Origin of the sequence: Streptomyces capillispiralis (assembly GCF_007829875.1) — a bacterium.
GTDB classification, from domain to species: domain Bacteria; phylum Actinomycetota; class Actinomycetes; order Streptomycetales; family Streptomycetaceae; genus Streptomyces; species Streptomyces capillispiralis.
In genome coordinates, this window is sequence record NZ_VIWV01000001.1 from 2,120,088 (window position 1) to 2,143,163 (window position 23,076).

Annotated in this window: 17 protein-coding genes; 5 read left to right on the forward strand and 12 right to left on the reverse strand. The window is 71.3% G+C overall.

What is annotated here, in order from left to right; genetic code table 11:
- Positions 1-54: 54 nt before the first annotated feature.
- Complete coding sequence (locus tag FHX78_RS08550; protein WP_145866854.1) at positions 55-756, reverse strand: ribonuclease HII; 702 nt, start codon at positions 754-756, stop codon at positions 55-57.
- Positions 757-838: 82 nt separating this feature from the next.
- Entirely contained in the window at positions 839-1,462 is a 624-nt protein-coding gene (locus FHX78_RS08555; protein WP_145866855.1) for a TetR/AcrR family transcriptional regulator, read from the reverse strand.
- A 185-nt stretch (positions 1,463-1,647) separates the two neighbouring features.
- Here FHX78_RS08555 and FHX78_RS08560 point away from each other — a divergent pair, with 185 nt between their 5' ends.
- Complete coding sequence (locus FHX78_RS08560) at positions 1,648-3,195, forward strand: MFS transporter (protein WP_145866856.1); 1,548 nt, start codon at positions 1,648-1,650, stop codon at positions 3,193-3,195.
- Between the two features lie 355 nt (positions 3,196-3,550).
- Here FHX78_RS08560 and FHX78_RS08565 read toward each other — a convergent pair whose 3' ends face one another.
- The 3 genes from FHX78_RS08565 to FHX78_RS08575 all read right to left on the reverse strand — a co-directional run bounded on the left by FHX78_RS08565 (position 3,551) and on the right by FHX78_RS08575 (position 5,876).
- On the reverse strand, positions 3,551-4,459 hold the full coding sequence (locus tag FHX78_RS08565) for an ADP-ribosylglycohydrolase family protein (RefSeq protein ID WP_145866857.1): 909 nt from the start codon (positions 4,457-4,459) through the stop codon (positions 3,551-3,553).
- 30 nt (positions 4,460-4,489) lie between these two features.
- Entirely contained in the window at positions 4,490-5,149 is a 660-nt protein-coding gene (locus FHX78_RS08570) for a histidine phosphatase family protein (protein WP_145866858.1), read from the reverse strand.
- A 121-nt stretch (positions 5,150-5,270) separates the two neighbouring features.
- On the reverse strand, positions 5,271-5,876 hold the full coding sequence (locus FHX78_RS08575; RefSeq protein WP_145866859.1) for a YdbC family protein: 606 nt from the start codon (positions 5,874-5,876) through the stop codon (positions 5,271-5,273).
- 157 nt (positions 5,877-6,033) lie between these two features.
- Between FHX78_RS08575 and FHX78_RS08580 the strand changes: the two genes are divergently transcribed.
- On the forward strand, positions 6,034-6,567 hold the full coding sequence (locus tag FHX78_RS08580; RefSeq protein WP_145866860.1) for a TerD family protein: 534 nt from the start codon (positions 6,034-6,036) through the stop codon (positions 6,565-6,567).
- A 137-nt stretch (positions 6,568-6,704) separates the two neighbouring features.
- Here FHX78_RS08580 and FHX78_RS08585 read toward each other — a convergent pair whose 3' ends face one another.
- Both FHX78_RS08585 and nrdR read right to left on the reverse strand, forming a co-directional pair.
- Positions 6,705-9,602: a vitamin B12-dependent ribonucleotide reductase gene (locus FHX78_RS08585; RefSeq protein WP_145866861.1), complete on the reverse strand. Its 2,898-nt coding sequence runs from the start codon at positions 9,600-9,602 to the stop codon at positions 6,705-6,707.
- Positions 9,603-9,764: 162 nt separating this feature from the next.
- Positions 9,765-10,322, reverse strand: coding sequence for a transcriptional regulator NrdR (nrdR, locus tag FHX78_RS08590; protein ID WP_145866862.1), 558 nt, complete (start codon positions 10,320-10,322; stop codon positions 9,765-9,767).
- Between the two features lie 585 nt (positions 10,323-10,907).
- Here nrdR and lexA point away from each other — a divergent pair.
- Entirely contained in the window at positions 10,908-11,687 is a 780-nt protein-coding gene (gene lexA / locus FHX78_RS08595; protein ID WP_145866863.1) for a transcriptional repressor LexA, read from the forward strand.
- A gap of 282 nt (positions 11,688-11,969) precedes the next feature.
- On the opposite strand, the gene FHX78_RS08600 is transcribed toward lexA, so the two are convergent.
- The 3 genes from FHX78_RS08600 to FHX78_RS08610 all read right to left on the reverse strand — a co-directional run bounded on the left by FHX78_RS08600 (position 11,970) and on the right by FHX78_RS08610 (position 16,638).
- Positions 11,970-13,955, reverse strand: a complete 1,986-nt coding sequence (locus FHX78_RS08600) for an ATP-dependent DNA helicase (RefSeq protein WP_145866864.1) — start codon at positions 13,953-13,955, stop codon at positions 11,970-11,972.
- A 155-nt stretch (positions 13,956-14,110) separates the two neighbouring features.
- Positions 14,111-14,851: a GNAT family N-acetyltransferase gene (locus FHX78_RS08605; protein ID WP_229924180.1), complete on the reverse strand. Its 741-nt coding sequence runs from the start codon at positions 14,849-14,851 to the stop codon at positions 14,111-14,113.
- Positions 14,746-16,638 (reverse strand): IucA/IucC family protein, encoded by a 1,893-nt coding sequence (locus tag FHX78_RS08610; protein WP_145866866.1) that lies wholly within the window; start codon positions 16,636-16,638, stop codon positions 14,746-14,748. Before FHX78_RS08610 ends, FHX78_RS08605 begins: the two co-directional genes overlap by 106 nt.
- 454 nt (positions 16,639-17,092) lie before the next feature.
- Between FHX78_RS08610 and FHX78_RS08615 the strand changes: the two genes are divergently transcribed.
- Positions 17,093-18,313: a trypsin-like serine peptidase gene (locus FHX78_RS08615; protein WP_145866867.1), complete on the forward strand. Its 1,221-nt coding sequence runs from the start codon at positions 17,093-17,095 to the stop codon at positions 18,311-18,313.
- Between the two features lie 128 nt (positions 18,314-18,441).
- A complete protein-coding gene (locus FHX78_RS08620; RefSeq protein ID WP_145866868.1) occupies positions 18,442-19,650 on the forward strand; it encodes a trypsin-like serine peptidase in 1,209 nt (402 codons plus the stop codon).
- 70 nt (positions 19,651-19,720) lie between these two features.
- Here the strand turns inward: FHX78_RS08620 and hflX are convergent, their stop codons facing one another.
- Together hflX and FHX78_RS08630 are read right to left on the reverse strand one after the other, a co-directional pair.
- Positions 19,721-21,214, reverse strand: a complete 1,494-nt coding sequence (gene hflX, locus FHX78_RS08625) for a GTPase HflX (RefSeq protein WP_145866869.1) — start codon at positions 21,212-21,214, stop codon at positions 19,721-19,723.
- A gap of 157 nt (positions 21,215-21,371) precedes the next feature.
- Entirely contained in the window at positions 21,372-23,006 is a 1,635-nt protein-coding gene (locus tag FHX78_RS08630; protein WP_145866870.1) for a M1 family metallopeptidase, read from the reverse strand.
- Positions 23,007-23,076: the final 70 nt, after the last annotated feature.

The window sequence follows — 23,076 nt, forward strand, 5'->3', positions numbered from 1 at the left end:
TCAAACACTGGTACGGCTCGCACCGTCGGGTGGCACATCAGTGCGAGCGATCCGTCAGAAGTCGAAGCCGAGTTGACCCTCGATTGCCGGAACACGCGCATCCGCCCAGCTGCGGACCTTCTTGAGGTGCCGCCACTGGGGCAGCGCATCAAGATACGCCCACGACAACCGGTGGTACGGGGTGGGTCCCCGGACCTCCAGTGCGGCCTTGTGCACGGGCGACGGATACCCGGCGTTGTCCGCGAAACCGAAGTCTGCATGGTCGATACCCAGTTCGGCCATCATTTTGTCGCGCCGGACCTTGGCGATCACCGAGGCCGCCGCGACGGCCACGCACGACTGATCGCCCTTGATCACCGTACGGACCTTCCAGGGGGTGCCGAGGTAGTCGTGCTTGCCGTCGAGGATCACCGCGTCCGGCCGGACCGGCAGCCCCTCCAGCGCACGCACCGCCGCCAGCCGCAGGGCCGCCGTCATCCCCAGGTCGTCGATCTCCTCGGGGGAGGCGTGCCCCAGGGCGTAGGACGTCACCCAGCCCCGCAGCACCTCGGCGAGCTCGGTGCGCCGTTTGACGGTGAGGAGCTTGGAGTCGGTCAGCCCCTGCGGGGGCCGGCGCAGTCCGGTGATCGCCGCGCAGACGGTGACAGGGCCGGCCCACGCGCCGCGCCCCACCTCGTCGACACCTGCAACGATCTTCGCCCCGGTCGTGGCGCGGAGGGAGCGCTCGACGGTGTGAGTAGGTGGTTCGTACGGCATGGCGCCCTTAGCGTACGCCGCCGGGAACGGCCCGCGACACCCCGGTTCCCCGAGTGGCACCGGCACCTCTCCCGCACCCGGATCAGGCGCCGTCGCGCCGCAGTAGCGGAACCATCAACTGGTCGATCATCTCCTCCACATCGACGTCCGGCCATTCACTTCCGCACACCTTCGAGCGGTACATCATCATCGCCGGGATGGCGTCGAAGACATATCCGTTCGCCGCGTCGGGGCGCACCTCACCCCGCTCGATTCCGCGCTCGATCACCTCGCGCAGCATCTTGATGGTCGGCTCCACGACCCCCTCGAAGATGACGGCGTGGAAGCTTTCCGCCTGCACGGCGTCGCATTCGTGAATCACCGAGCGCACGGCGGAACCCGACGGCGAGAACATCGCGTCACGCGCCCGCAGACACAGGTCCAGCAGGTCCTCGCGCACACCCCCCAGATCCGGCACCACGTCGAAGCGCGGCAGTCCGGCCCTCAGGGCGTCCGCGACCAGATCCTCCTTGGACGGCCAGCGCCGGTAGACGGCGGCCTTCCCGGTCTGGGCGGCCGAGGCGACGCCCTCCATCGTCAGGCCGTTCCAGCCGACCGTGCTGAGCTGCTCCAGGGCGGCATCGAGGATCGCACGTTCCAGCACGGCACCACGGCGACGGGGAGCGGCCGTCTGGGCGTGGGCGGCCGCCCAGCTCGAAGTAACCATCGGACTCTCTCCAACGAGCAGAGGAAGCGGGCATTCGGGGATGTGGCTCGCGCCGCGCGGCGACTGACGGGGACGCACCGAGCGACGACGCATTGAGTGAACGCTTGCGTTCACTGTCGGGGACTCATACCGTTGACGCAACAGTGAACGCGAGCGTTCACTGACGCACTCGTGGGGGACCCATAGTGACAACCTCTCCTCTGATCCAGGACAAAAGGCCAGGTGCGGCCCGCCGGGAGGGACATCCCGGCATCGCGCTCACCGTCATCGCGGCCTGCCAACTCATGGTGGTACTCGACGCGACGATTGTGAATATCGCGCTGCCGCACATCCAGAACGCTCTCGAGTTCAGCACGACCGAGCTGACGTGGGTGGTCAGCGCCTACACCCTGACCTTCGGCGGCCTGCTGCTGCTCGGCGGCCGGGCGGGCGACATCCTCGGCCGCCGCCGCGTCTTCATGAGCGGCATCCTGCTCTTCACCCTCGCCTCGCTGCTCGGCGGGTTCGCCCAGGAACCGTGGCAGTTGCTGGCCGCGCGTGTCCTGCAAGGGGTGGGCGGTGCGATCGCGTCGCCCACCTCGCTGGCGCTCATCACCACCACCTTCCCCGAGGGACCCGAGCGCAACCGGGCCTTCGGTGTCTTCGCGGCGGTCTCCGCGGGCGGCGGCGCCATCGGTCTGCTCGCGGGCGGCATGCTCACCGAGTGGCTCGACTGGCGGTGGGTGCTCTTCGTCAACGTACCGATCGGCCTGCTGATCGCCGTCCTCACACCGATGTACATCAACGAGTCCGAGCGGCACACCGGCAGGTTCGACATCGCCGGTGCGGTGACCTCGACGGCCGGCATGGCCTCGCTCGTCTACGGCTTCATCCGCGCGGCGGAGGAGGGCTGGCGCGACGGCCTGACCATCGGCTCGTTCGTCGCCGCCGTGGTGCTGCTGGTGGCCTTCGCGCTGATCGAGTCCCGCGCCAAGGAGCCGATCACCCCGCTGCGGATGTTCGCCGACCGCAACCGCTCGGGCACGTATGTGATCATGCTCAGCCTGGCCGCGGCGATGTTCGGCATGTTCTTCTACATCGTCCTCTTCGTGCAGAACGTGCTCGGCTACACCCCGATCGAGGCAGGTCTCGCCTTCCTGCCGGTGACCGTGGTGATCGCGCTCGGGGCGGGTCTGTCGCAGCGGTTCCTCCCCGTCTTCGGCCCCAAGCCGTTCATGCTCGTCGGGTCGGCCCTCGCCGCCACCGGCCTCGCCTGGCAGACACTGATCGACTCCGACAGCTCCTATGTCGGCGGCATCCTCGGCCCGATGCTGATCTTCGGCTTCGGCATGGGCCTGAACTTCGTGACGCTGACGCTCACCGCCGTCTCCGGGGTGGCCCAGCACGAGGCCGGCGCGGCGTCCGGACTGCTCAACGCGACCCAGCAGGTGGGCGGGTCGGTGGGCCTGGCCCTCCTGACGACCGTGTTCGGCACGGCCAGCAGGGACGAGGGCGAGAAGCAGCTGCCGGCCTTCCTCGCCGAGGGGACTCCGGAGCAGAAGGCGGAGTTCGCCCAGACGCACCAGCTGCCGGCCCCCTGGGGCCACGAGGTGCTCGCGCAGGGCATCTCGACGGCCTTCGTCCCGGCTGCCGCGATGGCCGTACTCGCCCTGGCCACCGCCTGGCTGGTCATCCGGGTCCGCAGGAGCGACCTGGAGGCGCTGTCCGGCTCGGCCGGACCCGGCGTCGGCTGACGGAAGCACACCGCGGGTCCGGCCCGGCGGCTCCCCGAACGACGTCGAGCGCGTCGGCAGGAGAGCGCCGGGCCGGCCCGCACTCCGCACCACCGCGACCCGCACCACCGCGACCCGGCAACCTCGCAGCACGAAGACCACGAAGGCCACGAAGAGCGCGAAGACCACGAAGAGCAGCAGTACGCGGTGCGTCAGCACCAAGAACTCGGTGATCACTCCGCTCCCCTCCCCACGACACTCCCGCACGCCGCCTCTCCACCTGTCAGGCCTCATGCCTCACACAGTGGCTGCTTCGACAACGAGCGGCCGGTCACGGAGAGTTCCCGGCATGCACGGAGAGTTTCGAGTGTCGCCCTCAGGTCGAGGCCGGCATCCAGTCCGGCAGCGGCTCGACCCGGCCGGCCCACTCGGCCGGCGGCGCGCCCGCCTTCCCGGCGGCGATCACCCCACCCACGATCGCGCACGTCGTGTCGACGTCCCCGCCCACCTGCGCCGTGGTCCAGAAGGCCCGCTCGTAGTCACCGAGGGCCCGGGCCGCCGACCAGAGCGCGAAGGGCACGGTGTCGTGCGCCGTGGTGCGCCGGCCGCAGCCGAGCACGGCCGCGACGGTGGCCGCGTCGCCGTAGTCGAGCATGTCCCGGGCCCGGCGCAGTCCGGCACCGACCGCGCTCCTCGCCGGGACCAGAGCGATGACGCCCCCGAGGAGCGCGTCCGCGCCGGGCGGCCCGCCGGGGTCGGCGGCGAGGGCGGCGGCCGCGGCGACCGCCATGGCCCCGACCACGGCCTCACGATGCTGATGGGTGGGATAGGCGGAGATCTCGGCCTGGTGCGTGGCCTGCTCGGGGTCGTCCGCGTACCAGGCGCCGAGCGGCGCGATCCGCATCGCGGCGCCGTTGCCCCACGACCCCTGCCCGTCGAAGAGCGCGGCGGCGAGCTCCCGCCAGTCGCCGCCCTCGCGGACCAGCCGCAGCAGCCGGTTGACCGCGGGCCCGTAGCCCCGGTCGAAGTCGTGGTGCGTGGCGAAGGACCGGGCGAGGGCGTCCTGGTCGATCCGGTGGTGCGCGGCCAGGACGGCGACGATGGAGCACGCCATCTCCGTGTCGTCGGTCCACTGCCAGGGCCCGTCGGGCAGGGCGCGGCGCTTGAGCAGCGGGTAGTTCACCGGCACGAGAAACTGCGAGCCGAGGGCGTCCCCCACCGACAGTCCGCGCAGGCTCGCCAGGGCGCGGTCCATGCGCCCGGCGGGAGAGGAATCAGCGGTCATCGCCCTGCCACTCTATCCGGTGACCCCCTGTCATCCGGTGATTCCGTACGGTTCCGGATCCCGCCACCGTCCGAAGGGGCGGTCGAGGGTGTACTTGCCGTCGTCCCCGAGAACGAGCATCCGCATCTCGGCGTTCCCCGGGTTCGACAGCGACTCGAACTCCGCCACCGTCCAGTGGAACCACCGCATGCAGAACAGCCGCATGGCCAGACCGTGGGTGACGATCAGGACGTTCGGCGGGTGGTCGGGCGCCTCGAAGCTGCGGAACAGGCTCTCCAGGAAGCCGCCGACCCGGTCGTAGACGTCGGCTCCGGACTCGCCCTGCGCGAAGCGGTAGAAGAAGTGCCCGTACGCGTCCCGGTAGGCCTTCTGCAGACGCACGTCCTCGCGGTCCTGCCAGTTGCCCCAGTCCTGCTCACGCAGCCGGGGCTCCTCGCGCACGCGTATCAGCGCCGGGTCGAGGCCGAAGGCGGTCAGTGTCTGGTGGGTGCGGCGGTAGGGGGAGACGTAGACGCTGACGCGCTCCTGGCCGAACAGTTCCCGCAGCCGCTCCCCCGTCTCCTCCGCCTGCAGTCTGCCCCGTTCGGTCAGGGCCAGGGAGTGGTCGGGTTCGCGTTCGTAGACGGAGTCGTCAACATTGCCCGTTGATTCACCGTGCCGGACAAGGACGATGCGCCGTGGTCGTGCCATGCCGAAACCCTAGATCGGGTGACGGCCCGGCGAGCACTCGTGCGGGCCCTGTACGGCGTAGGTCACACACCTCCCGCACCGTACGCCACAGAGGAGCACACACCCGCGGTGCGTGCGGGCGTCACACCGTCCAGGCCTGCTCCATGTCCACGATGTCCCCCGCGAGGGCCGCGACGTCGGCCTCCGTCTGGGCCCTGAGGGCGAGGCGCTCCACCCGCTCGGTGCGGTACTTGCCGTGCTCGGCGGCCGACTGCCACATCGACAGCACCAGGTACTCGTGGCCCGGCGCCTCGCCGAACAGTCCCCGGACCATGCCGGGCGAGCCGGCCATCGCCGGGTTCCACACCTTCTCCTGCATCAGCACGAAGTGCTCCGACCGCTCCTCGTGCACCCGGCACAGCGCCACCCTGAGCAGGTCGGCGTCCGTGAAGCGCGGTTCGAAGCCGGTCTTCACGTCGAAGCGGTGGTCGAAGAGTCTGACCTGGGCGTCCTTGAAGGTTCCCGACTGGGCCGAGGCGAGCCGGTCATGGGAGCGCGCCATGAAGGAGTCGTAGAAGGCACGGCTCTCCCAGAACGAGAAGATGTGGGCCACGTCCGAACGCCCCCGGCTCCAGCCTCCGCCCTGCCCGCGAAACCCCGGCTCCCCCAGAAGCCCCGCCCACTTCCGCTGCCCCCGCTCGAAACCACGGCGGTCCACCACGGTGCAGCGAATCCACTTGACCAGCACCGCGCCATCGTACGGCCAGGGAGCGTGGCGCCGGTCACCCTCGGGTGGACTGGTTCCGGGCGCCCACCGCCGCGCGCGTGGCAGGATGGACAAACTGCCGGGACCGACCGGCAGTTGGGGTGAGCCGGCAGGACGGTCACGGGGAAGGGGAAGACTGGTGAACGGCCTCAACAAGGGCATCCGCAAGGTCGAGATCTCGCTGAGGTGGGACCCGAGTGCGTCGGGGCAGCCCTCCACCGACCTGGATCTCGTCGCCGCCCCCTATCCGGCGGGCGACCCGCACGGCGATCCCGCCTACGTCGTGCACTTCGACAGTCGCTCCCCCGACGGCACGATCACGCTGAACCGGGACAGCAAGGACGGCCAGGGCTTCGGTTACGACGAGGTCATGACGCTGGAGCTGGACCGGCTCGACCAGCGCTACGCGCGCGTCGTCGTCGGCGTCGTCATCCAGCAGCACCAGGCGCGACGGACGTTCTCCGGGGTGGGCAATCCCGGACTGCGCATCCGCGAGGGGTACACCGTCCTGGCCGAGGACGACTTCGGCGGTGTCCTCGGGGCCACGGCGGCGACGGTCGCGGAGTTCGTCCGCGACGGTTCCGGGGCGTGGGAGTTCCGCCCGGGTGTCCTGGGTTTCGAGGGCGACCCGGCGTCCTTCACCCGCGCGATGGGGGCGGTACGCCGATCGTGACGGGGCGGCCTCGGGCCGCCAGGACCGCCTGTCCGGGCGGGCCGCCGCCGTAGACGCGCACACGCCGTGGGGCGGGCAGACCTCGATGAGATCTGCCCGCCCCTCGGCTCATTCGGTGGCCCGTGGGCCGCCCTGGATCAGCTGCAGCCGCTCGTCGAGCCGCAGCCCTCGCAGATGTAGCAGGAGCCGGCGCGCTGCATCTTCGTGCCGCAGGAGAAGCACAGCGGGGCGTCCGCCTGGATGCCGAGCTGCATCTCGACCAGCTCGGCGCTGGTGTGCGCCTGCTTCGGGGCGGGCTTGGCCGCCTCCTCGGCCTCGGCCTTCGGCGCGGACACCGCCTTCAGCTCCTGGGCGCGCGGCGCCGACTGGGCCAGGCCCTCGACGTCGACCTCGTCGTCGGCCGGCTCGTACGAACCGGTCTCCAGGTGGCGCTGACGCTCCTCGGCGGAGTGGATGCCGAGCGCGGAGCGCGTCTCGAAGGGCAGGAAGTCCAGCGCCAGGCGGCGGAAGATGTAGTCGACGATCGACTGCGCCATCCGCACGTCCGGGTCGTCCGTCATGCCGGCCGGCTCGAAGCGCATGTTGGTGAACTTCGAGACGTACGTCTCCAGCGGCACGCCGTACTGCAGACCCACCGAGACGGCGATGGAGAAGGCGTCCATCATGCCCGCGAGGGTCGAGCCCTGCTTCGACATCTTCAGGAAGACCTCGCCGAGACCGTCGTCCGGGTAGGAGTTGGCGGTCATGTAGCCCTCGGCGCCGCCGACCGTGAAGGAGGTGGTGATGCCGGGACGACCCTTCGGGAGACGCTTGCGGACCGGGCGGTACTCGACCACCTTCTCGACCGCGGTACGGATCGTCTCCTCGGCCTTCTCGGTGATCTCGACCTTCTCCTTCTCCTTGGTCTTGGCGGAGAGGGGCTGGCCGACCTTGCAGTTGTCGCGGTAGATGGCGAGCGCCTTGACGCCCAGCTTCCATGCCTCGAAGTAGATCTCCTCGACCTCCTCGACGGTCGCCGTCTCCGGCATGTTGACCGTCTTGGAGATGGCGCCGGAGATCCAGGGCTGGATCGCGGCCATCATGCGGACGTGGCCCATCGGGGAGATGGCGCGCTCGCCCATGGCGCAGTCGAAGACCTCGTAGTGCTCCTGCTTGAGACCGGGGGCGTCGATCACATTGCCGTTGTCGGCGATGTGGGCGACGATCGCCTCGATCTGCTCCTCCTGGTAGCCCAGGCGGCGCAGGGCCTGCGGGACGGTGCCGTTGACGATCTGCATCGAGCCGCCGCCGACGAGCTTCTTGAACTTCACCAGCGCCAGGTCGGGCTCGACACCGGTGGTGTCGCAGGACATCGCCAGACCGATGGTGCCGGTCGGGGCGAGCACGGACGCCTGGGAGTTGCGGAAGCCGTTCTTCTCGCCGAGGCGCAGCACGTCCTGCCAGGCCTCCGTGGCGGCGGCCCACACCGGGGTGTCCAGGTCGTCCATGCGCACGGCGGTGCCGTTGGCGTCGGCGTGCTGCTTCATGACGCGCTTGTGGGCGTCGGCGTTGCGCGCGTAGCCGTCGTAGGGGCCGACCACCGCGGCGAGTTCGGCGGAGCGCCGGTACGCCGTGCCCGTCATCAGGGAGGTGATCGCGCCGGCCAGGGCGCGGCCGCCGTCGGAGTCGTAGGCGTGGCCGGTCGCCATCAGCAGGGCGCCGAGGTTGGCGTAGCCGATGCCGAGCTGGCGGAACGCGCGGGTGTTCTCGCCGATCTTCTCGGTCGGGAAGTCGGCGAAGCAGATCGAGATGTCCATCGCGGTGATGACCAGCTCGACGACCTTCTGGAAGCGCTCGGCCTCGAAGGACTGGTTGCCCTTGCTGTCGTCCTTGAGGAACTTCATCAGGTTCAGCGAGGCGAGGTTGCAGGACGTGTTGTCCAGGTGCATGTACTCGCTGCACGGGTTCGACGCGGTGATCCGGCCGGACTCGGGGCAGGTGTGCCAGTTGTTGATGACACCGTCGTACTGGATGCCCGGGTCGGCGCAGGCCCACGCGGCCTCGGCGATCTTGCGGAAGAGCGCCTTGGCGTCGACCTCCTCGATGACCTCGCCGGTCATCCGGCCGCGCAGCCCGAACTTGCCGCCCTGCTCGACCGCCTGCATGAACTCGTCGTTGACGCGGACCGAGTTGTTGGCGTTCTGGTACTGGACGGACGTGATGTCGTCGCCGCCCAGGTCCATGTCGAAGCCCGCGTCACGCAGGACGCGGATCTTCTCCTCTTCCTTGACCTTGGTCTCGATGAAGTCCTCGATGTCCGGGTGGTCCACGTCGAGGACGACCATCTTGGCGGCGCGCCGGGTGGCACCACCGGACTTGATCGTTCCGGCGGAGGCGTCGGCTCCGCGCATGAAGGAGACCGGGCCGGAGGCGTTGCCGCCGGAGGACAGCAGCTCCTTGGAGGAGCGGATGCGGGACAGGTTCAGGCCGGCGCCGGAACCGCCCTTGAAGATCATGCCCTCTTCCTTGTACCAGTCGAGGATCGACTCCATGGAGTCGTCGACGGACAGGATGAAGCAGGCGGAGACCTGCTGGGGCTGGGGCGTGCCCACGTTGAACCACACGGGGCTGTTGAAGCTGAAGATCTGGTGCAGGAGGGCGTACGCCAGCTCGTGCTCGAAGATCTCGGCGTCGGCGGGCGAGGCGAAGTACTTGTGGTCCTCACCGGCCTTCCGGTACGTCTTCACGATGCGGTCGATCAGCTGCTTGAGGCCGGTCTCGCGCTGCGGGGTGCCCACGGCGCCCCGGAAGTACTTGCTGGTGACGATGTTGACCGCGTTCACCGACCAGAAGTCGGGGAACTCGACGCCGCGCTGCTCGAAGTTGACCGAGCCGTCGCGCCAGTTGGTCATGACGACGTCACGGCGCGCCCAGGCCACCTCGTCGTACGGGTGGACTCCGGGAGTGGTGTGGATGCGCTCCACACGCAGTCCCTTGCCGGTCTTGTTGCTCTTGGCTCGGGGACTCCGTGCCGGACCGCTCGCCGTCTCTGTCATGCCGCCTCCCTCTACGGGCGAAAACGCCCTGAAGTGCCCCGATGTTCCCGGGACACGGTGTTCTGTCTGGTGCTGCGAGCGCACAGGCATCCGCCCGCAGCAGGTCTTCTCATCGCCGCCGCCCGGCCGGTCCGCGCCTGCGCACGGGCCCGGCCCGCCGGGTCAGCCGGCGGCGGGAGCGGGGGCGGGGACCTGGGCAGTCCCCGCGGGCCCGCTGTCGTCTTCCTGGCTCCCCGGGACGGCTCCGTCGCCGTCCCCGTCGTCCGCGGCCGTCCGCTCCGCCCGGCGGAGTTCCGCGATCGCGGCCTCGAAGTCCTCGAGCGAGTCGAACGCCCGGTAGACGGACGCGAACCGCAGGTAGGCGACGAGGTCGAGCTCCTGCAACGGGCCGAGTATGGCCAGCCCCACGTCATGGGTGGTCAGCTCGGCGCTTCCGGTGGCCCGCACCGCCTCCTCGACACGCTGGCCGAGCTGGGCGAGGGCGTCCTCGGTGACGGGCCGCCCCTGGCACGCCTTGCGCACCCCGTTGATGACCTTGGTGCGGCTGAACGGCTCGGTGACCCCGGACCGCTTGACCACCATGAGCGAACACGTCTCCACGGTCGTGAAACGACGGGAGCAGTCCGGACACTGGCGGCGCCTGCGGATCGACGTGCCGTCGTCGGTCGTACGGCTGTCGACGACGCGGCTGTCGGGGTGCCTGCAGAAGGGGCAGTGCATGAACTCCCAACCCTCCTCACAGCAGACTCAATGGCCTCGCCAGGCCTCTTGGGCCTCACGAAGCAGCACCAGCATAGGCGATCTCGGAGGGCGCTGAGACCCGGGGGACCACAACTTCTGGGCTGCCGCCGCAATCCAACCACTAGATGTGGGGATTGGCTCATACATCCACGCCGGGCACGCGTGTCGCGCCCTCGGGGCCGGCCACGGCGCCGCGGCCCGCCCCCGCAGTACCCCCGCACGGCCGACGCACTCCCGCGAGAACTCCGTGAGGACTCCGCGCAGACGGTGGAGAAGCGGTGCACGGGACGAGGAGGCGGGGTGCGACTCCCGAAGAGAGCGGGCCCCCCTCCCCGCACCACGGAGTGTCCGATGGCAGACTGGGGCCGGCCGGGGAGGTCATCACCCCGGCGGTGAAGAGTACAACAATCAGCCCGTTTGCCCGGCGGGAAGCGTGGCGGTCAATACACCTCGACAAGAGATCGCGGAAGGCAATTCGCGATTTTTCACTCGAACGTGTGTTTGGCGCAACCTTTCGAAAGCAACTACCGTTGTGCTGCAGGGAGACCATCGAGAGGGGCCGACGTGACCACCACCGCAGACAGTGCCGCCATCACTGCCCAGGACCGCTCCCAGGGCCGACTCGAGCCGGTGCATGCGATGAACGAAGCCACGAATCCCGAGGCGCACAAGCGCTCCCTGCCGGGGCGACCTCCCGGCATCCGGGCGGACAGTTCCGGACTCACCGACCGGCAGCGCCGGGTGATCGAGGTCATCCGGGACTCGGTGCAGCGGCGCGGCTACCCGCCGTCGATGCGTGAGATCGGCCAGGCGGTCGGGCTCTCCAGCACCTCCTCCGTGGCACACCAGCTCATGGCACTGGAGCGCAAGGGCTTCCTGCGCCGCGACCCCCACCGCCCGCGGGCGTACGAGGTGCGCGGCTCCGACCAGGCTGCCTCCGTCCAGCCGACGGACACCGCGGGCAAGCCCGCCGCGTCGTACGTGCCGCTGGTCGGCCGTATCGCCGCCGGTGGCCCGATCCTCGCCGAGGAGTCCGTTGAGGACGTCTTCCCCCTGCCCCGGCAGCTCGTCGGCGACGGCGAGCTGTTCGTGCTGAAGGTCGTGGGCGACTCCATGATCGAGGCCGCGATCTGTGACGGCGACTGGGTCACGGTCCGCCGCCAGCCGGTCGCCGAGAACGGTGACATCGTGGCGGCGATGCTCGACGGCGAAGCGACCGTCAAGCGCTTCAAGCGCGAGGACGGCCACGTCTGGCTGCTCCCGCACAACGCGGCCTACGAGCCGATCCCCGGCGACGACGCGACCATCCTGGGCAAGGTGGTGGCCGTTCTGCGCCGCGTCTGAGTTCGGCGCGGGGCCGGCCTCGACCGCCGCCCCGCCCCTGGACCGGACCCCGGGACCCCTGCGCCGGTTCCGGGGTCCTGTGCTGCCCGGACCCCGGGTCACGTACTCCTGGTTACGTCCTCCGCGGTCACGTGCTCCGGGGTCACGTACTCCCTGGTTACGTCCTCCGCGGTCACGTCCTGCGTCGCGTGACGGCAACCGTTGTCGCGGGAGCGTGTCGTGCCGGCACGACACGCCCTCCCGCCCCGCCGCGCCGCCGCCCTGGACACCCCGGGGCAGGACCTAGGCCTGCGCCTCCGCCTCCGTGCGTTTCGCCGCCGCGTCGATCGCGGCCAGTGACTTCCTGACCTGGTTGGGGTCCGTGGTGTACCAGAAGTCGGGCAGCGAGGCCTTCAGATAGCTCCCGTAGCGAGCGGTCGCCAGCCGCTGGTCCAGGACGGCCACCACACCCCGGTCACCCGACGCGCGTACGAGACGTCCGGCGCCCTGCGCCATGAGCAGCGCCGCGTGGGTCGCCGCGACCGCCATGAAGCCGTTGCCGCCCGCTTCCTCCACCGCCTTCTGGCGGGCGCTCATCAGGGGGTCGTCCGGACGCGGGAAGGGGATCTTGTCCATGACCACCAGCTGACAGCTCGGGCCCGGGACGTCGACGCCCTGCCAGAGCGACAGCGTGCCGAAGAGGCAGGTCTCCGGGTCGGCCGCGAAGTTCTTGATCAGCTCGCCAAGGGTCTCCTCGCCCTGGAGGAGGATCGGGAACTCCGGGATCCGGGAGCGCAGCTCCTCGGCGGCGAGCTGCGCGGCCCGCATCGACGAGAACAGCCCCAGGGTGCGACCGCCCGCCGCTTGGATCAGCTCGGTCAGCTCGTCCAGCATGTCCGCGCGATCACCGTCACGGGCCGGCCGCGCCAGGTGCTTCGCGACGTACAGGATGCCCTGCCTGGGGTAGTCGAACGGCGAGCCGACGTCCACGCCCTTCCACTCCGGGAGATCGTCGCCCTTCACGCCCTCGGCGCCGAGGCCCAGCGACGCCCCCACACCGTTGAAGTCGCCGCCCAGCTTCAGCGTCGCGGACGTCAGGACGACGGAACGGTCGGTGAAGAGCTTCTCCCGCAGCAGACCGGAGACGGACATGGGGGCGACCCGCACGGACGCGCCGAAACGGTCGTGCCGCTCGTACCAGACCACGTCCCATTCGGAACCGTTCGTGATCCGCTCCGCCACGTCGTGCACGCTCTCCACGGAGGCCAGCGCCTGTTTGCGGACCGCGTCCTCGTCCTGGACGGACTTGTCCCGCGTGTTCCCGAGCGCGGAGATGACGGTCCGGCAGGCGTCGCGCAGGGCCATGAGCGCGTAGCCGAGGTCCTCCGGGATCTCCTCCAGCCGGCCGGGCAGTGCCAGCTCCATGAGCCGCTCGAACCCCTCCGCGGCGGTTTGGAGCTGGTCGGCGGCCTTCTCGTTGACCAGCTTCGCGGCGCGCCGCACCGCGCGGTTGACCTGGCCGGGGGTGAGTTCCCCGGTGGCGACTCCGGTGACCCGGGAGACCAGTTCGTGGGCCTCGTCGACGATCAGCACCTCGTGCTGCGGGAGCACCGGCGCGCCCTCGATGGCGTCGATGGCCAGCAGCGCGTGGTTGGTGACGACCACCTCGGCCAGCTTGGCGCGCTCGCGGGCCATCTCGGCGAAGCACTCGGCGCCGTAGGCACACTTCGTGGCGCCCAGACACTCGCGTGAGGACACCGACACCTGGGACCAGGCCCGGTCGGACACGCCCGGTGTGAGGTCGTCCCGGTCGCCGCTCTCCGTCTCGTCGGACCAGTCGCGCAGGCGCAGCAGGTCCTGGCCCAGCTTGCTGGTGGGGGCGGCCGCCTCGAACTGGTCGAAGAGCCCCTCCTCCTCGTCCTGCGGCACTCCCTCGTGCAGACGGTGCAGGCACAGGTAGTTGGACCGGCCCTTGAGCATCGCGAACTCCGGCCGGCGGCGCAGCAGCGGATGCAGCGCCTCCACCGTGCGCGGGAGGTCGCGTTCCACCAGCTGGCGTTGCAGGGCCAGGGTGGCTGTGGCCACGACGACCCGCTCCCCGTGCGCCAGGGCGGGCACCAGATAGCCGAGCGACTTTCCGGTGCCGGTGCCGGCCTGGACGAGCAGATGGGCGCCGCCGTTGATCGCCTCGGCGACGGCTTCGGCCATGGTGACCTGGCCGGGACGCTCCGTGCCGCCGACGGCGGTGACGGCGGCGTGCAGGAGTTCGGGGAGTGAGGGCTTCGTCATAGCGCGACCACCCTACGACCCGGCACTGACATTCGTGCGCTCACGGCGGACGCGGGGGGTGCGATCAAGACGGGGCTCCAGTATCGGGACGGGGCGGGGGCGGGGGCGGGGAAGGTGCCGCTGTGCGCCAGGGGTGGGGTGACGGCGACGCAGCGCTACATCAGATGGCGCAGGGAGCGGTCCCGGATCACGAGGGCCGCCCGCTTGGCGGGCAGGTCGACCTCGGCCGAGAAGCGGAACCCTGCGCTCAGGAAGGCGGCGACGGAGGGCACGTTGCGCAGATCGGGTTCCGCGAGGACGCGTGCCGAGGCCGGCCTCCGGTCGAGGACCAGGTCGGCGACGGCCCTGAGCAGGATGCTGCCCAGTCCCCGTCCCCGGGCGCCGGCGGTACCGAGGAGGAGGTGGACTCCCGAGTCGTGGGGCCGGGCCGGGTAGTGGTGTGCCAGCGGGTCGAGGTCCGCGCGGTAGATCTCCCAGTAGCTCATCGGCGTACCGTCCAGCACGCCCATGCAGGGAACGCTGTGTCCCTCGCCGTCCAGCTGGGCCCGCAGGTGCTCCGCCGTCACGGCCGGCGGTCCGGACAGGTCCCAGTAGGCGGCGACGGCGGGGTCGTTCATCCACGTCGTCAGGAGCGGCAGGTCACGCTCGATCGTGACGGGGACCAGTCGGAACAGGCCCGCGGGGGTGGGCGTCGGACCCCAGTCGTCGATGGCGTCGAAGATTTCACCGCCGGCCTCGCCGCAGGTGCCCCCGGGGCCCGTGGCGGTCCCGCCCGGGGAGTCGTCGCATGTCATGGGTGGAGGGGGTTGGCGATGGAGACGTAGACGGACTGGGTGTCGACCGGACCGACGAGTTCGTCGAGGCCGTGCAGCCGGGTCAGGAGGTTGGCCTTGCAGCGCAGCACGGGTGAGTCGAGCAGGAGGGCGGGCAGCGTGCTGCGCGTGCCTGCCGCCGCGGAGGCCAGGAACCGGCGGAAGGCCGCGAGCAGCAGCCGTTCGTCGGCGAGGCGCTGGGAGCCGAAGGCACCGACGAGGCCGAGGACGTTGTTGATGCCCACGTAGTAGGCGAAGCGTTCGTCGGCGACCTCGTCGGGGACGAAGGTGTCGCTGTGCTCGCCGATGCCGGGCAGCCGGGCGTCGAGTTCCGCGCGGCGCGACTCGCGGAAGTAGTAGCCCTGGTTGTCCCGGTAGCGGCCCCCGCCGGGCCAGCCGTCGGCGTCCAGCAGGACCAGGGTGTTCTGCTGGTGCGCCTCCAGGGCGATACCGGCCGCTCCGTCGAGCCGGAGCACGGGCCGCACCACATGGTGGAGGTACCGCAGGAACCACTCGGCGGCGACCGTCCCGGCGGATCGCCCCGTCCGGGCGGCGAGGCGGGTGACGAGTTCGGCGAGCCGGGACCGCGTCCGTGCCCCGGGGCGGGGAGAGACGAGTCCGGCGAGGCAGGCGACGTCGTCCTGCGGCCGGAACGGGTTGTGCCGGATCACCACGTCGAGCCCGTGCACCGGGTCGCCGTCCGGCTCGTTCACGGCGAGCCAGGCCGGGTCCCGGACGATGTCGAAGCCGGGGTGCTCGGCCCGCCACTGCCGGGACAGTCCGGTGCGCAGCAGCCGGTGGACCTCGACGCCCCGGTGGAGTTCCTTGCGGAGGTTCTCCCGCCGGGAGTTGGTGATGCGCAGACCGAGGGACAGCTTGAGCATGGCGGGCGCACCGGTGCGGTGAACGGTGCGTACGGAGGAGGTGGGGTGCCAGGGGGCGCCGTGGGCGCCGAGGTCGCGGAGCAGTCCGGCGTCGAGCAGGCCGGCCGTCTCGGGGCGGTGGCGGATCTGGCGCTGTTGCCAGGGGTGGACGGGGAGGGCGGCGTAGCCGTCCGGCAGGGGCAGTCCGCTTCCGGCGAGGCGTGCGGTGAGCCGGGCCGCGGTGACCGGACGACCGCTTTCCGTCCAGGCGGAGTCGGTGGCGAGCAGCGAGGGGGCGACGGCCATCCAGTGCAGGGGGAAGGAGCCGCGCAGCTCGGGTGAGTAGTGCCGCGCCTCGGCGTCGGCGAGGCCCTCGCGGCTCTTGGGGTCCGGGTGCAGCGGATGCCCCAGGACGAGGGCCTGTTCCGCGGTGAGGAAGAGGTCGGGGTGGCCGGCCGGGTCCGCCCGCCGGGCGGCGACGAAGGATTCCACGCGCCGGACGGAGTCGGCGACGCGCGAGACGAGGTCGGTGCAGTCGCCGGGCTCCGCGGCGCGGGGAGCCGGCTCGGCGGGAGTGGGCGGCGAGCCGGCCGTCCGCCCGGGCCGGGTGCCGGGGTGAGCCGGTGTCGGGACACCGGCGTTCTCCCTGCTCAGGAGGGCGGCGAGCAGGACGGCGTCGACCGGTGGGGCGGGGGGCGGCGCGTCGGCCAGGTGCGGGAGGCCGAAGCGGTGCCAGCCCGTCGGAGACCAGTACAGGACGGGGACGAGCAGGGCCGTGCCGCTGGACGGCAGGAGGAGGCGCAGGACGTCACCGTCCGGAGCGGGCACGCCGGTCTCGCGCACCCAGCAGCGCAGCAGGTTCTCCAGGGCCGCCGCCTGGGCCACCCGGCGGGGGTCCGGATGCTCCAGGGGGCACGTGTCCCGGAACCGCGCGGTGTCGTGCGGCTCCGTCTTCTGGTGGGGGACCGGGGAGTGCGTGCGGTCGGCCGGGGCGGGGGTCGTGTGCAAGGCGGGTCCTCGTCGAGTGGTTCGGGGACGTCCGGTGGGAGTCCGGGCGGGGCGTCGGTCCCGCCCGGCCCGCGCCGGGCCGGGGGCGGACCGGCGCCCGCGACGGCGGTGGGAGGGACCGCGGCCGCTCGTCGTCCGCCGGTGCGGGCGCGGAGCCCTCACCGCTACCAACCCCGGACCGCTCACCGGGTTACGGGCTGCCTCGGGTCGCCCGGTCGCCTGCGCCGGCGGCTCCGGGGCCCGTCGGCCTCAAACCGGCAGATCTCCGGACGAGTGGCCAGGTCAGGCGGCTTGTAGCCGAACCGTTGCCGTTCCGGCGGACGTCCCCCACGGCGAGCGCATAGTGTGTGGTGCCGTTCCCGCAGGCCGTGGGAGCGACCGCGCACCCCTCGCCGGGTCCGGGTCGGAGCACGGCCGAAGCGCCAAGTCCGTTCGTTCCAGGGGGAGTCAGATCATGCGATCCATACGGCCGTCGTCCAGCCCGCGTCGAGGGGGGAGGGCGCGCCGCTCAACCTCCCCCGTTCTCGCGGCTGTTGCGCTCGCCTCGGCGCTCGCCCTCACCGCCACCGCCTGCGATTCGGGGGACGCCGACGCGAGCGCCGACACCTCCGCGACCGCCGGCGCCGACGACGGCAAGCTCAAGATCCCGGACGACATCAGGGACCGGCTCAAGGAGCACGGGATCGACATCGACCAGTGGAAGAACGGCGCCTGGAAGAACTGGGACAAGGACGACTGGCTGCGCGAGGCGCAGGACTACGTCAACCCGATCATCGAGGACCTGTGGGACCCGGACCGCATGCGGGACGCCGAGGAGCCGGACCAGGGGGTCGACGAGAGCGACATCTCCCGTGACCAGGGCGTGACCGACCCCACGCCTGACCCGGTGCGGGCGGAGGCCGTCGCGGCGTCGTACCACGCCAACGCCCCCACCTCGGGCAAGGTGTTCTTCGACTCCCCCGAGGGCACGATGGTGTGCTCGGCGACGGTGGTGCAGGACCCGGCCAACCCGGGCAAGTCCAACATGGTGTGGACGGCGGGCCACTGCGTGCACGCGGGCAAGAAGGGCGGCTGGTACCGCAACATCGCGTTCGTGCCGTCGTACAACGACTCGGGCAAGTCGGCGCAGGAGCTGGAGACCGCCACCAAGGAGGAGATCGCTCCGTACGGCGTCTGGTGGGGTGACTGGGCCCAGACCTCGGACCAGTGGATCGAGCAGGGCGGCTCCACGGGCGGTGACGGCGCCTCGTACGACTTCGCCGTCATCCATGTGACGCCGGAGAAGGGCGGAAACGGCAAGTCGCTGGAGGAGACGGTCGGTTCGGCGCTCCCGGTGGACTTCGACGCCCCGGCGGTGCCCGAGGTGAAGGAGATGACGGCGATCGGTTACCCGGCCGCTCCGCCGTACGACGGTCAGACGCTGTTCCGCTGCCAGGACCGGCCGGGCCGGCTGTCGCTCACCGCCTCCGACCCGACCATGTACCGCATCGGGTGCAGCATGACCGCGGGTTCGTCCGGCGGCGGCTGGATCGCGGCCGGCGCGGACGGGAAGCCGGCGCTGGTGTCCAACACCTCCATCGGCCCGGTGACGTCGGGCTGGCTGGCCGGCCCGCGCCTGGGTGACGAGGCCAAGGGCGTGTACGACGCGGTCAGCGGGAAGTTCGCCGGACAGTGACCGCCACGCCCGGTCCCGGTGCCGCCGCGCACCCGGGGCCGGGCGGGGGCGGCGGCACCAGCTGCCGCCCCGGCTCGGGATCGACGCGCGGCAGGACATTCATTCACCACAACGGGGGTCATCGCACCATGCGTTCCATTCGTACGTCCGCTCCGCCCAGGCGTGGACGCCGCACCGTCCTCACCGCCACCGGGCTCGTCGCCGCGCTGGCGCTCACCGCGACCGCGTGCGGCGGTTCCGGTAAGGACGAGGCGAGCGACAAGCCCGACGCCACCACCTCGCAGGCCGCCGGCGGCGACGGCGGCAAGGTCACGATCCCGTCCGACCTGGCGGACAGGCTCAAGGAGCACGGGATCGACGTCGACCGGTGGAAGGACGGCGGCTGGGAGGACTGGGACAAGGACAAGTGGCTCAGGGAGGCCAAGGACTTCGTCAACCCGGTGATCGAGGGCCTGTGGAAGCCGGAGCGGATGCGCTCCGCCGAGGAGGCGGACAAGACCGTCACCACCCAGGACGCCTCCGCGGCCGAGGGGGTCAGTGACCCCGAGCCGGCCCCGGTCGATGCCCAGGCCGAGAAGACGCCGTACCACGAGAACGCGGCCCCGGTCGGCAAGGTCTTCTTCGACTCCCCGGAGGGCCCGAGCGTCTGCTCCGGCACCGTGATCAAGGACGTCAACCACCCGGGCAAGTCCAACCTGGTGTGGACGGCCGGGCACTGCGTGCACGCCGGCGGCGAGGGCGGCTGGTACCGCAACCTGGTCTTCGTCCCCGCCTACAACGACCTCGGCAAGTCCGAGGCCGAGCTGGGCAGCGCGAGCGCCTCCGAGGTCGCCCCCTACGGCAACTGGTGGGCGGACTGGGCCTCGACCTCGGGCGGCTGGATCCAGGGCGGCTCGGACACCGGCGGCGACGGCGCGCCGTACGACTACGCCGTGCTGCACGTGAAGCCGGAGCAGGGCGGCAAGTCCCTGGAGGAGACCGTCGGTGCCGCGCTCGACGTGGACTTCTCGGCCCCGTCCGCGGCCGAGGCGGGCGAGATGGGCGCCTGGGGCTACCCGGCCGCGCCGCCCTACAACGGTCTGCAGATGTTCAAGTGCCTGGACACGCCGGGCCGTTTCTCGCTCAGCCCCGGCCTGCCGGCGATGTACCGCATCGGCTGCACCATGACCGGCGGATCGTCCGGCGGCGGCTGGTTCCGGGTGCGCGACGGCGAGACGGTGCTGGTCTCCAACACCTCGATCGGCCCGATGGACAACACCTGGCTGGCGGGCCCGCAGCTGGGCGAGGACGCCGAGGCGCTGTACCAGAACATGAGCAGGACCTACGGCGGTCAGTGATCCGCACACGTGAAGGCCCGCCTCCGCACTGCGCGCGCGGGGGCGGGCCTTCGTCCTGCCGGAGGGCCGGTCAGCCGGCCGGGGCCGGAACGTACGGCGTGAGTTCCGCCGCGAGCTCCTCGTGCACCCGCACCTTGAGCAGGGTGCCCTCCCCGGTGTGCTCCTCGGAGATCACCTCGCCCTCGTCGTGGGCGCGGGCGACCAGCTTGCCGTGGGTGTACGGCACGAGTGCCTCGATCTCCACCGACGGACGCGGCAGCTCGTTGTCGATGAGCGCGAGCAGCTCGGCGATGCCCTGGCCGGTGCGGGCCGAGACCGCGATGGAGCGCTTCTCCACCCGCAGCAGCCGCTGGAGCGTCAGCGGGTCGGCCGCGTCGGCCTTGTTGATCACCACGATCTCGGGTACGCCGGTGGCGCCGACGTCCCGGATGACCTCGCGCACGGCGGCCAGCTGCTCCTCCGGGACCGGGTGCGAACCGTCCACCACGTGGAGGATCAGGTCGGAGTCGCCGACCTCCTCCATGGTGGAGCGGAACGCCTCGACCAGGTGGTGCGGCAGATGGCGCACGAAGCCGACCGTGTCGGCCAGCGTGTAGAGCCGTCCGCTCGGCGTCTCGGCCCGGCGCACGGTGGGGTCGAGGGTCGCGAACAGGGCGTTCTCGACCAGGACGCCCGCGCCCGTGAGGCGGTTGAGCAGCGAGGACTTGCCGGCGTTGGTGTAGCCGGCGATGGCGACGGAGGGCACCTTGTGGCGCTTGCGCTCCTGGCGCTTGATCTCGCGGCCGGTCTTCATCTCCGCGATCTCACGGCGCATCTTCGCCATCTTCTCGCGGATCCGGCGCCGGTCCGTCTCGATCTTCGTCTCACCGGGACCACGGGTGGCGAGGCCGCCGCCCTTGCCGCCGCCCATCTGCCGGGACAGCGACTGACCCCAGCCGCGCAGTCGCGGCAGCATGTACTGCATCTGCGCGAGCGCCACCTGCGCCTTGCCCTCGCGGGACTTGGCGTGCTGGGCGAAGATGTCGAGGATCAGCGCCGTACGGTCGATGACCTTGACCTTGACGACGTCCTCGAGGTGGATGAGCTGGCCCGGGCTGAGCTCACCGTCGCAGATGACGGTGTCCGCGCCCGTGTCGAGCACGATGCCGCGCAGCTCCTCGGCCTTGCCGGATCCGATGTAGGTCGCCGCGTCGGGCTTGTCGCGGCGCTGGATCACGCCGTCGAGCACGAGGGCACCCGCCGTCTCCGCGAGGGCGGCGAGCTCCGCCAGGGAGTTCTCCGCGTCCTGCACGGTTCCCGAGGTCCACACCCCGACGAGCACGACCCGCTCCAGACGGAGCTGCCGGTACTCGACCTCGGTGACGTCCTCGAGCTCGGTGGAGAGGCCGGCGACACGGCGGAGTGCCGCGCGCTCGGAACGGTCGAACTGGTCGCCGTCCCGCTCCGAGTCGATCTCGAGGCTCCAGGCGACGTCCTCTTCCATCAGGGCATCGGCCCGAAGACCCTCGGGATGGGTGTGCGCGAAGCGCTTGGTGTCCTGGGAAGGGGAAGAAGAGGAGGTCATTGGGTCCTTACGTCGTTGGGAAACCGTCTGCGGCGACGGACCGGTCCGCGGACCCGCCGTCACTGTGCACAACGTCCGGGCGCCCCGGGAGATTCCCGTGCCCCGCGCTGTGCGGACCGGACGATGGTCGCACGGCGCGGCCCGCCCGGTCACCGTGTTATTCCCGGCTTCCGCGCGGTCGATGCGCGCCCGTGTCCGGCAGGGCCGCGGTCCGGTGGTCGTGCGTGCCCGGGCGGGGGTCGGCCGTCGTGGTCCGGGCCGTGGACCTCCACTTTGGGTGGCCGGGCATGGGCGGTGTCCTGGTTCCGTACAGCCAGGGGTACAGGAAGCCGGTCAGGTCGCGTCCGGCGACCTGGGAGGCGAGACGGACGAAGTCGGAGGTCGTGGCCGTGCCGTCGCGGTGGCGGGCGACCCAGTCGCGTTGCAGGCGGTCGAAGGCGGTGCGGCCGATCTCCTGGCGCAGGGCGTACAGCACGAGCGCGGCACCGCCGTAGACGTTCGGCCGGAAGATGCCGATCTTCCGGCCCGGCTCGGGCGGCTTCGGGGCGGCGGGCGGTCCGCCGGACGCGCGCCAGCCGTCGGAGGCCTCGTAGGCGGCCTTCATCCGGGCCTCGAGGGGCCGGCCGCCCCGCTCCTGCGCGTACAGCGCCTCGTACCAGGTGGCGTGGCCTTCGTTGAGCCACAGGTCGGACCAGGTGCGGGGGCCGACGCTGTTGCCGAACCACTGGTGCGCCAGTTCGTGCACCATGATCGACTCGACGTACCAGGCGGGCAGGGCGGGATCGGTGAACAGGTCCCGTTCGAAGAGGGAGAGCGTCTGCGTCTCGAGCGCGAAGCCGGTGGACGCGTCGGCCATGAGCAGCCCGTAGGTGGCGAACGGGTAGCGTCCGGCCTTCCCCTCCATCCACGTGATCTGACCGGGGGTCCTGGCCAGCCACGGTTCGAGCCTCGCGCGGTCCCGGGTGGGGACGACGTCCCGCAGCGGCAGACCGTGCGGGCCGGTGCGGTGCAGGACGGTGGAACGGCCGATGGACACCTGGGCGAGCTCGGTGGCCATGGGGTGCGGGGTCCGGTACGTCCATGTGGTGGCCCGGCGCGTGCGGTCGGCGCCGGCGGGCAGCCCGTTGGCGACGGCCGTGTGACCGTCCGGCGCGGTGATCCGGAAGGTGAACACGGCCTTGTCGGACGGGTGGTCGTTGCACGGGAACACCAGGTGGGCGGCGTCGGCCTGGTTGGCCATGGCGAGGCCGTCCGCGGTGCGCACCCAGCCGCCCTCGCGGTCCCCGGCCACGGGATCGCTGGTGTGCCGCACGGTGACGCGCGTCCGCTCGCCCCGGTCCGGTACGTCCTCGGGGGTGATCACGAGGTCCTCGCCGGCGGCGGCGAAGACGGCCGGAGCCCCGTCGACCTCGACCGAGGCGACGGTGCCGTGGGCGAAGTCGAGGTTGATCCGGTCCAGGTCGGCGGTGATCCGGGCGTCGATCGTGGTGACGGCCCGCAGCGGCCGGTCGTTGCGACCGGGGTAGGTGAGGGCGAGGTCGTACGCCAGCACGTCGTAGCCGGGGTTGCCCAGGTGGGGGAAGAGACGGTCGCCGATGCCCAGCGGGACGGCGGGGGGACTCGCGGCGAGGAGGCAGACGGAGACGGCGGGGGCGAGCAGCGCGGTGGCCGTCCGCCGGCGGTGCGCGTGACCGGTGTCGGCACGGGAGGCACGGTGGCGGGCCGGGGCCCGGACGGTCCGGTCGTGGGGTGCGGCGCCGTCGGAGGCGTGGCGGTGGGGGGTGAGCGGCATGCCTCACGGCTATCAGCGCGCGCGGGTGCCGCGGCGACGGCGCGCTCCCGGCCCACCCGATCGGGTAATC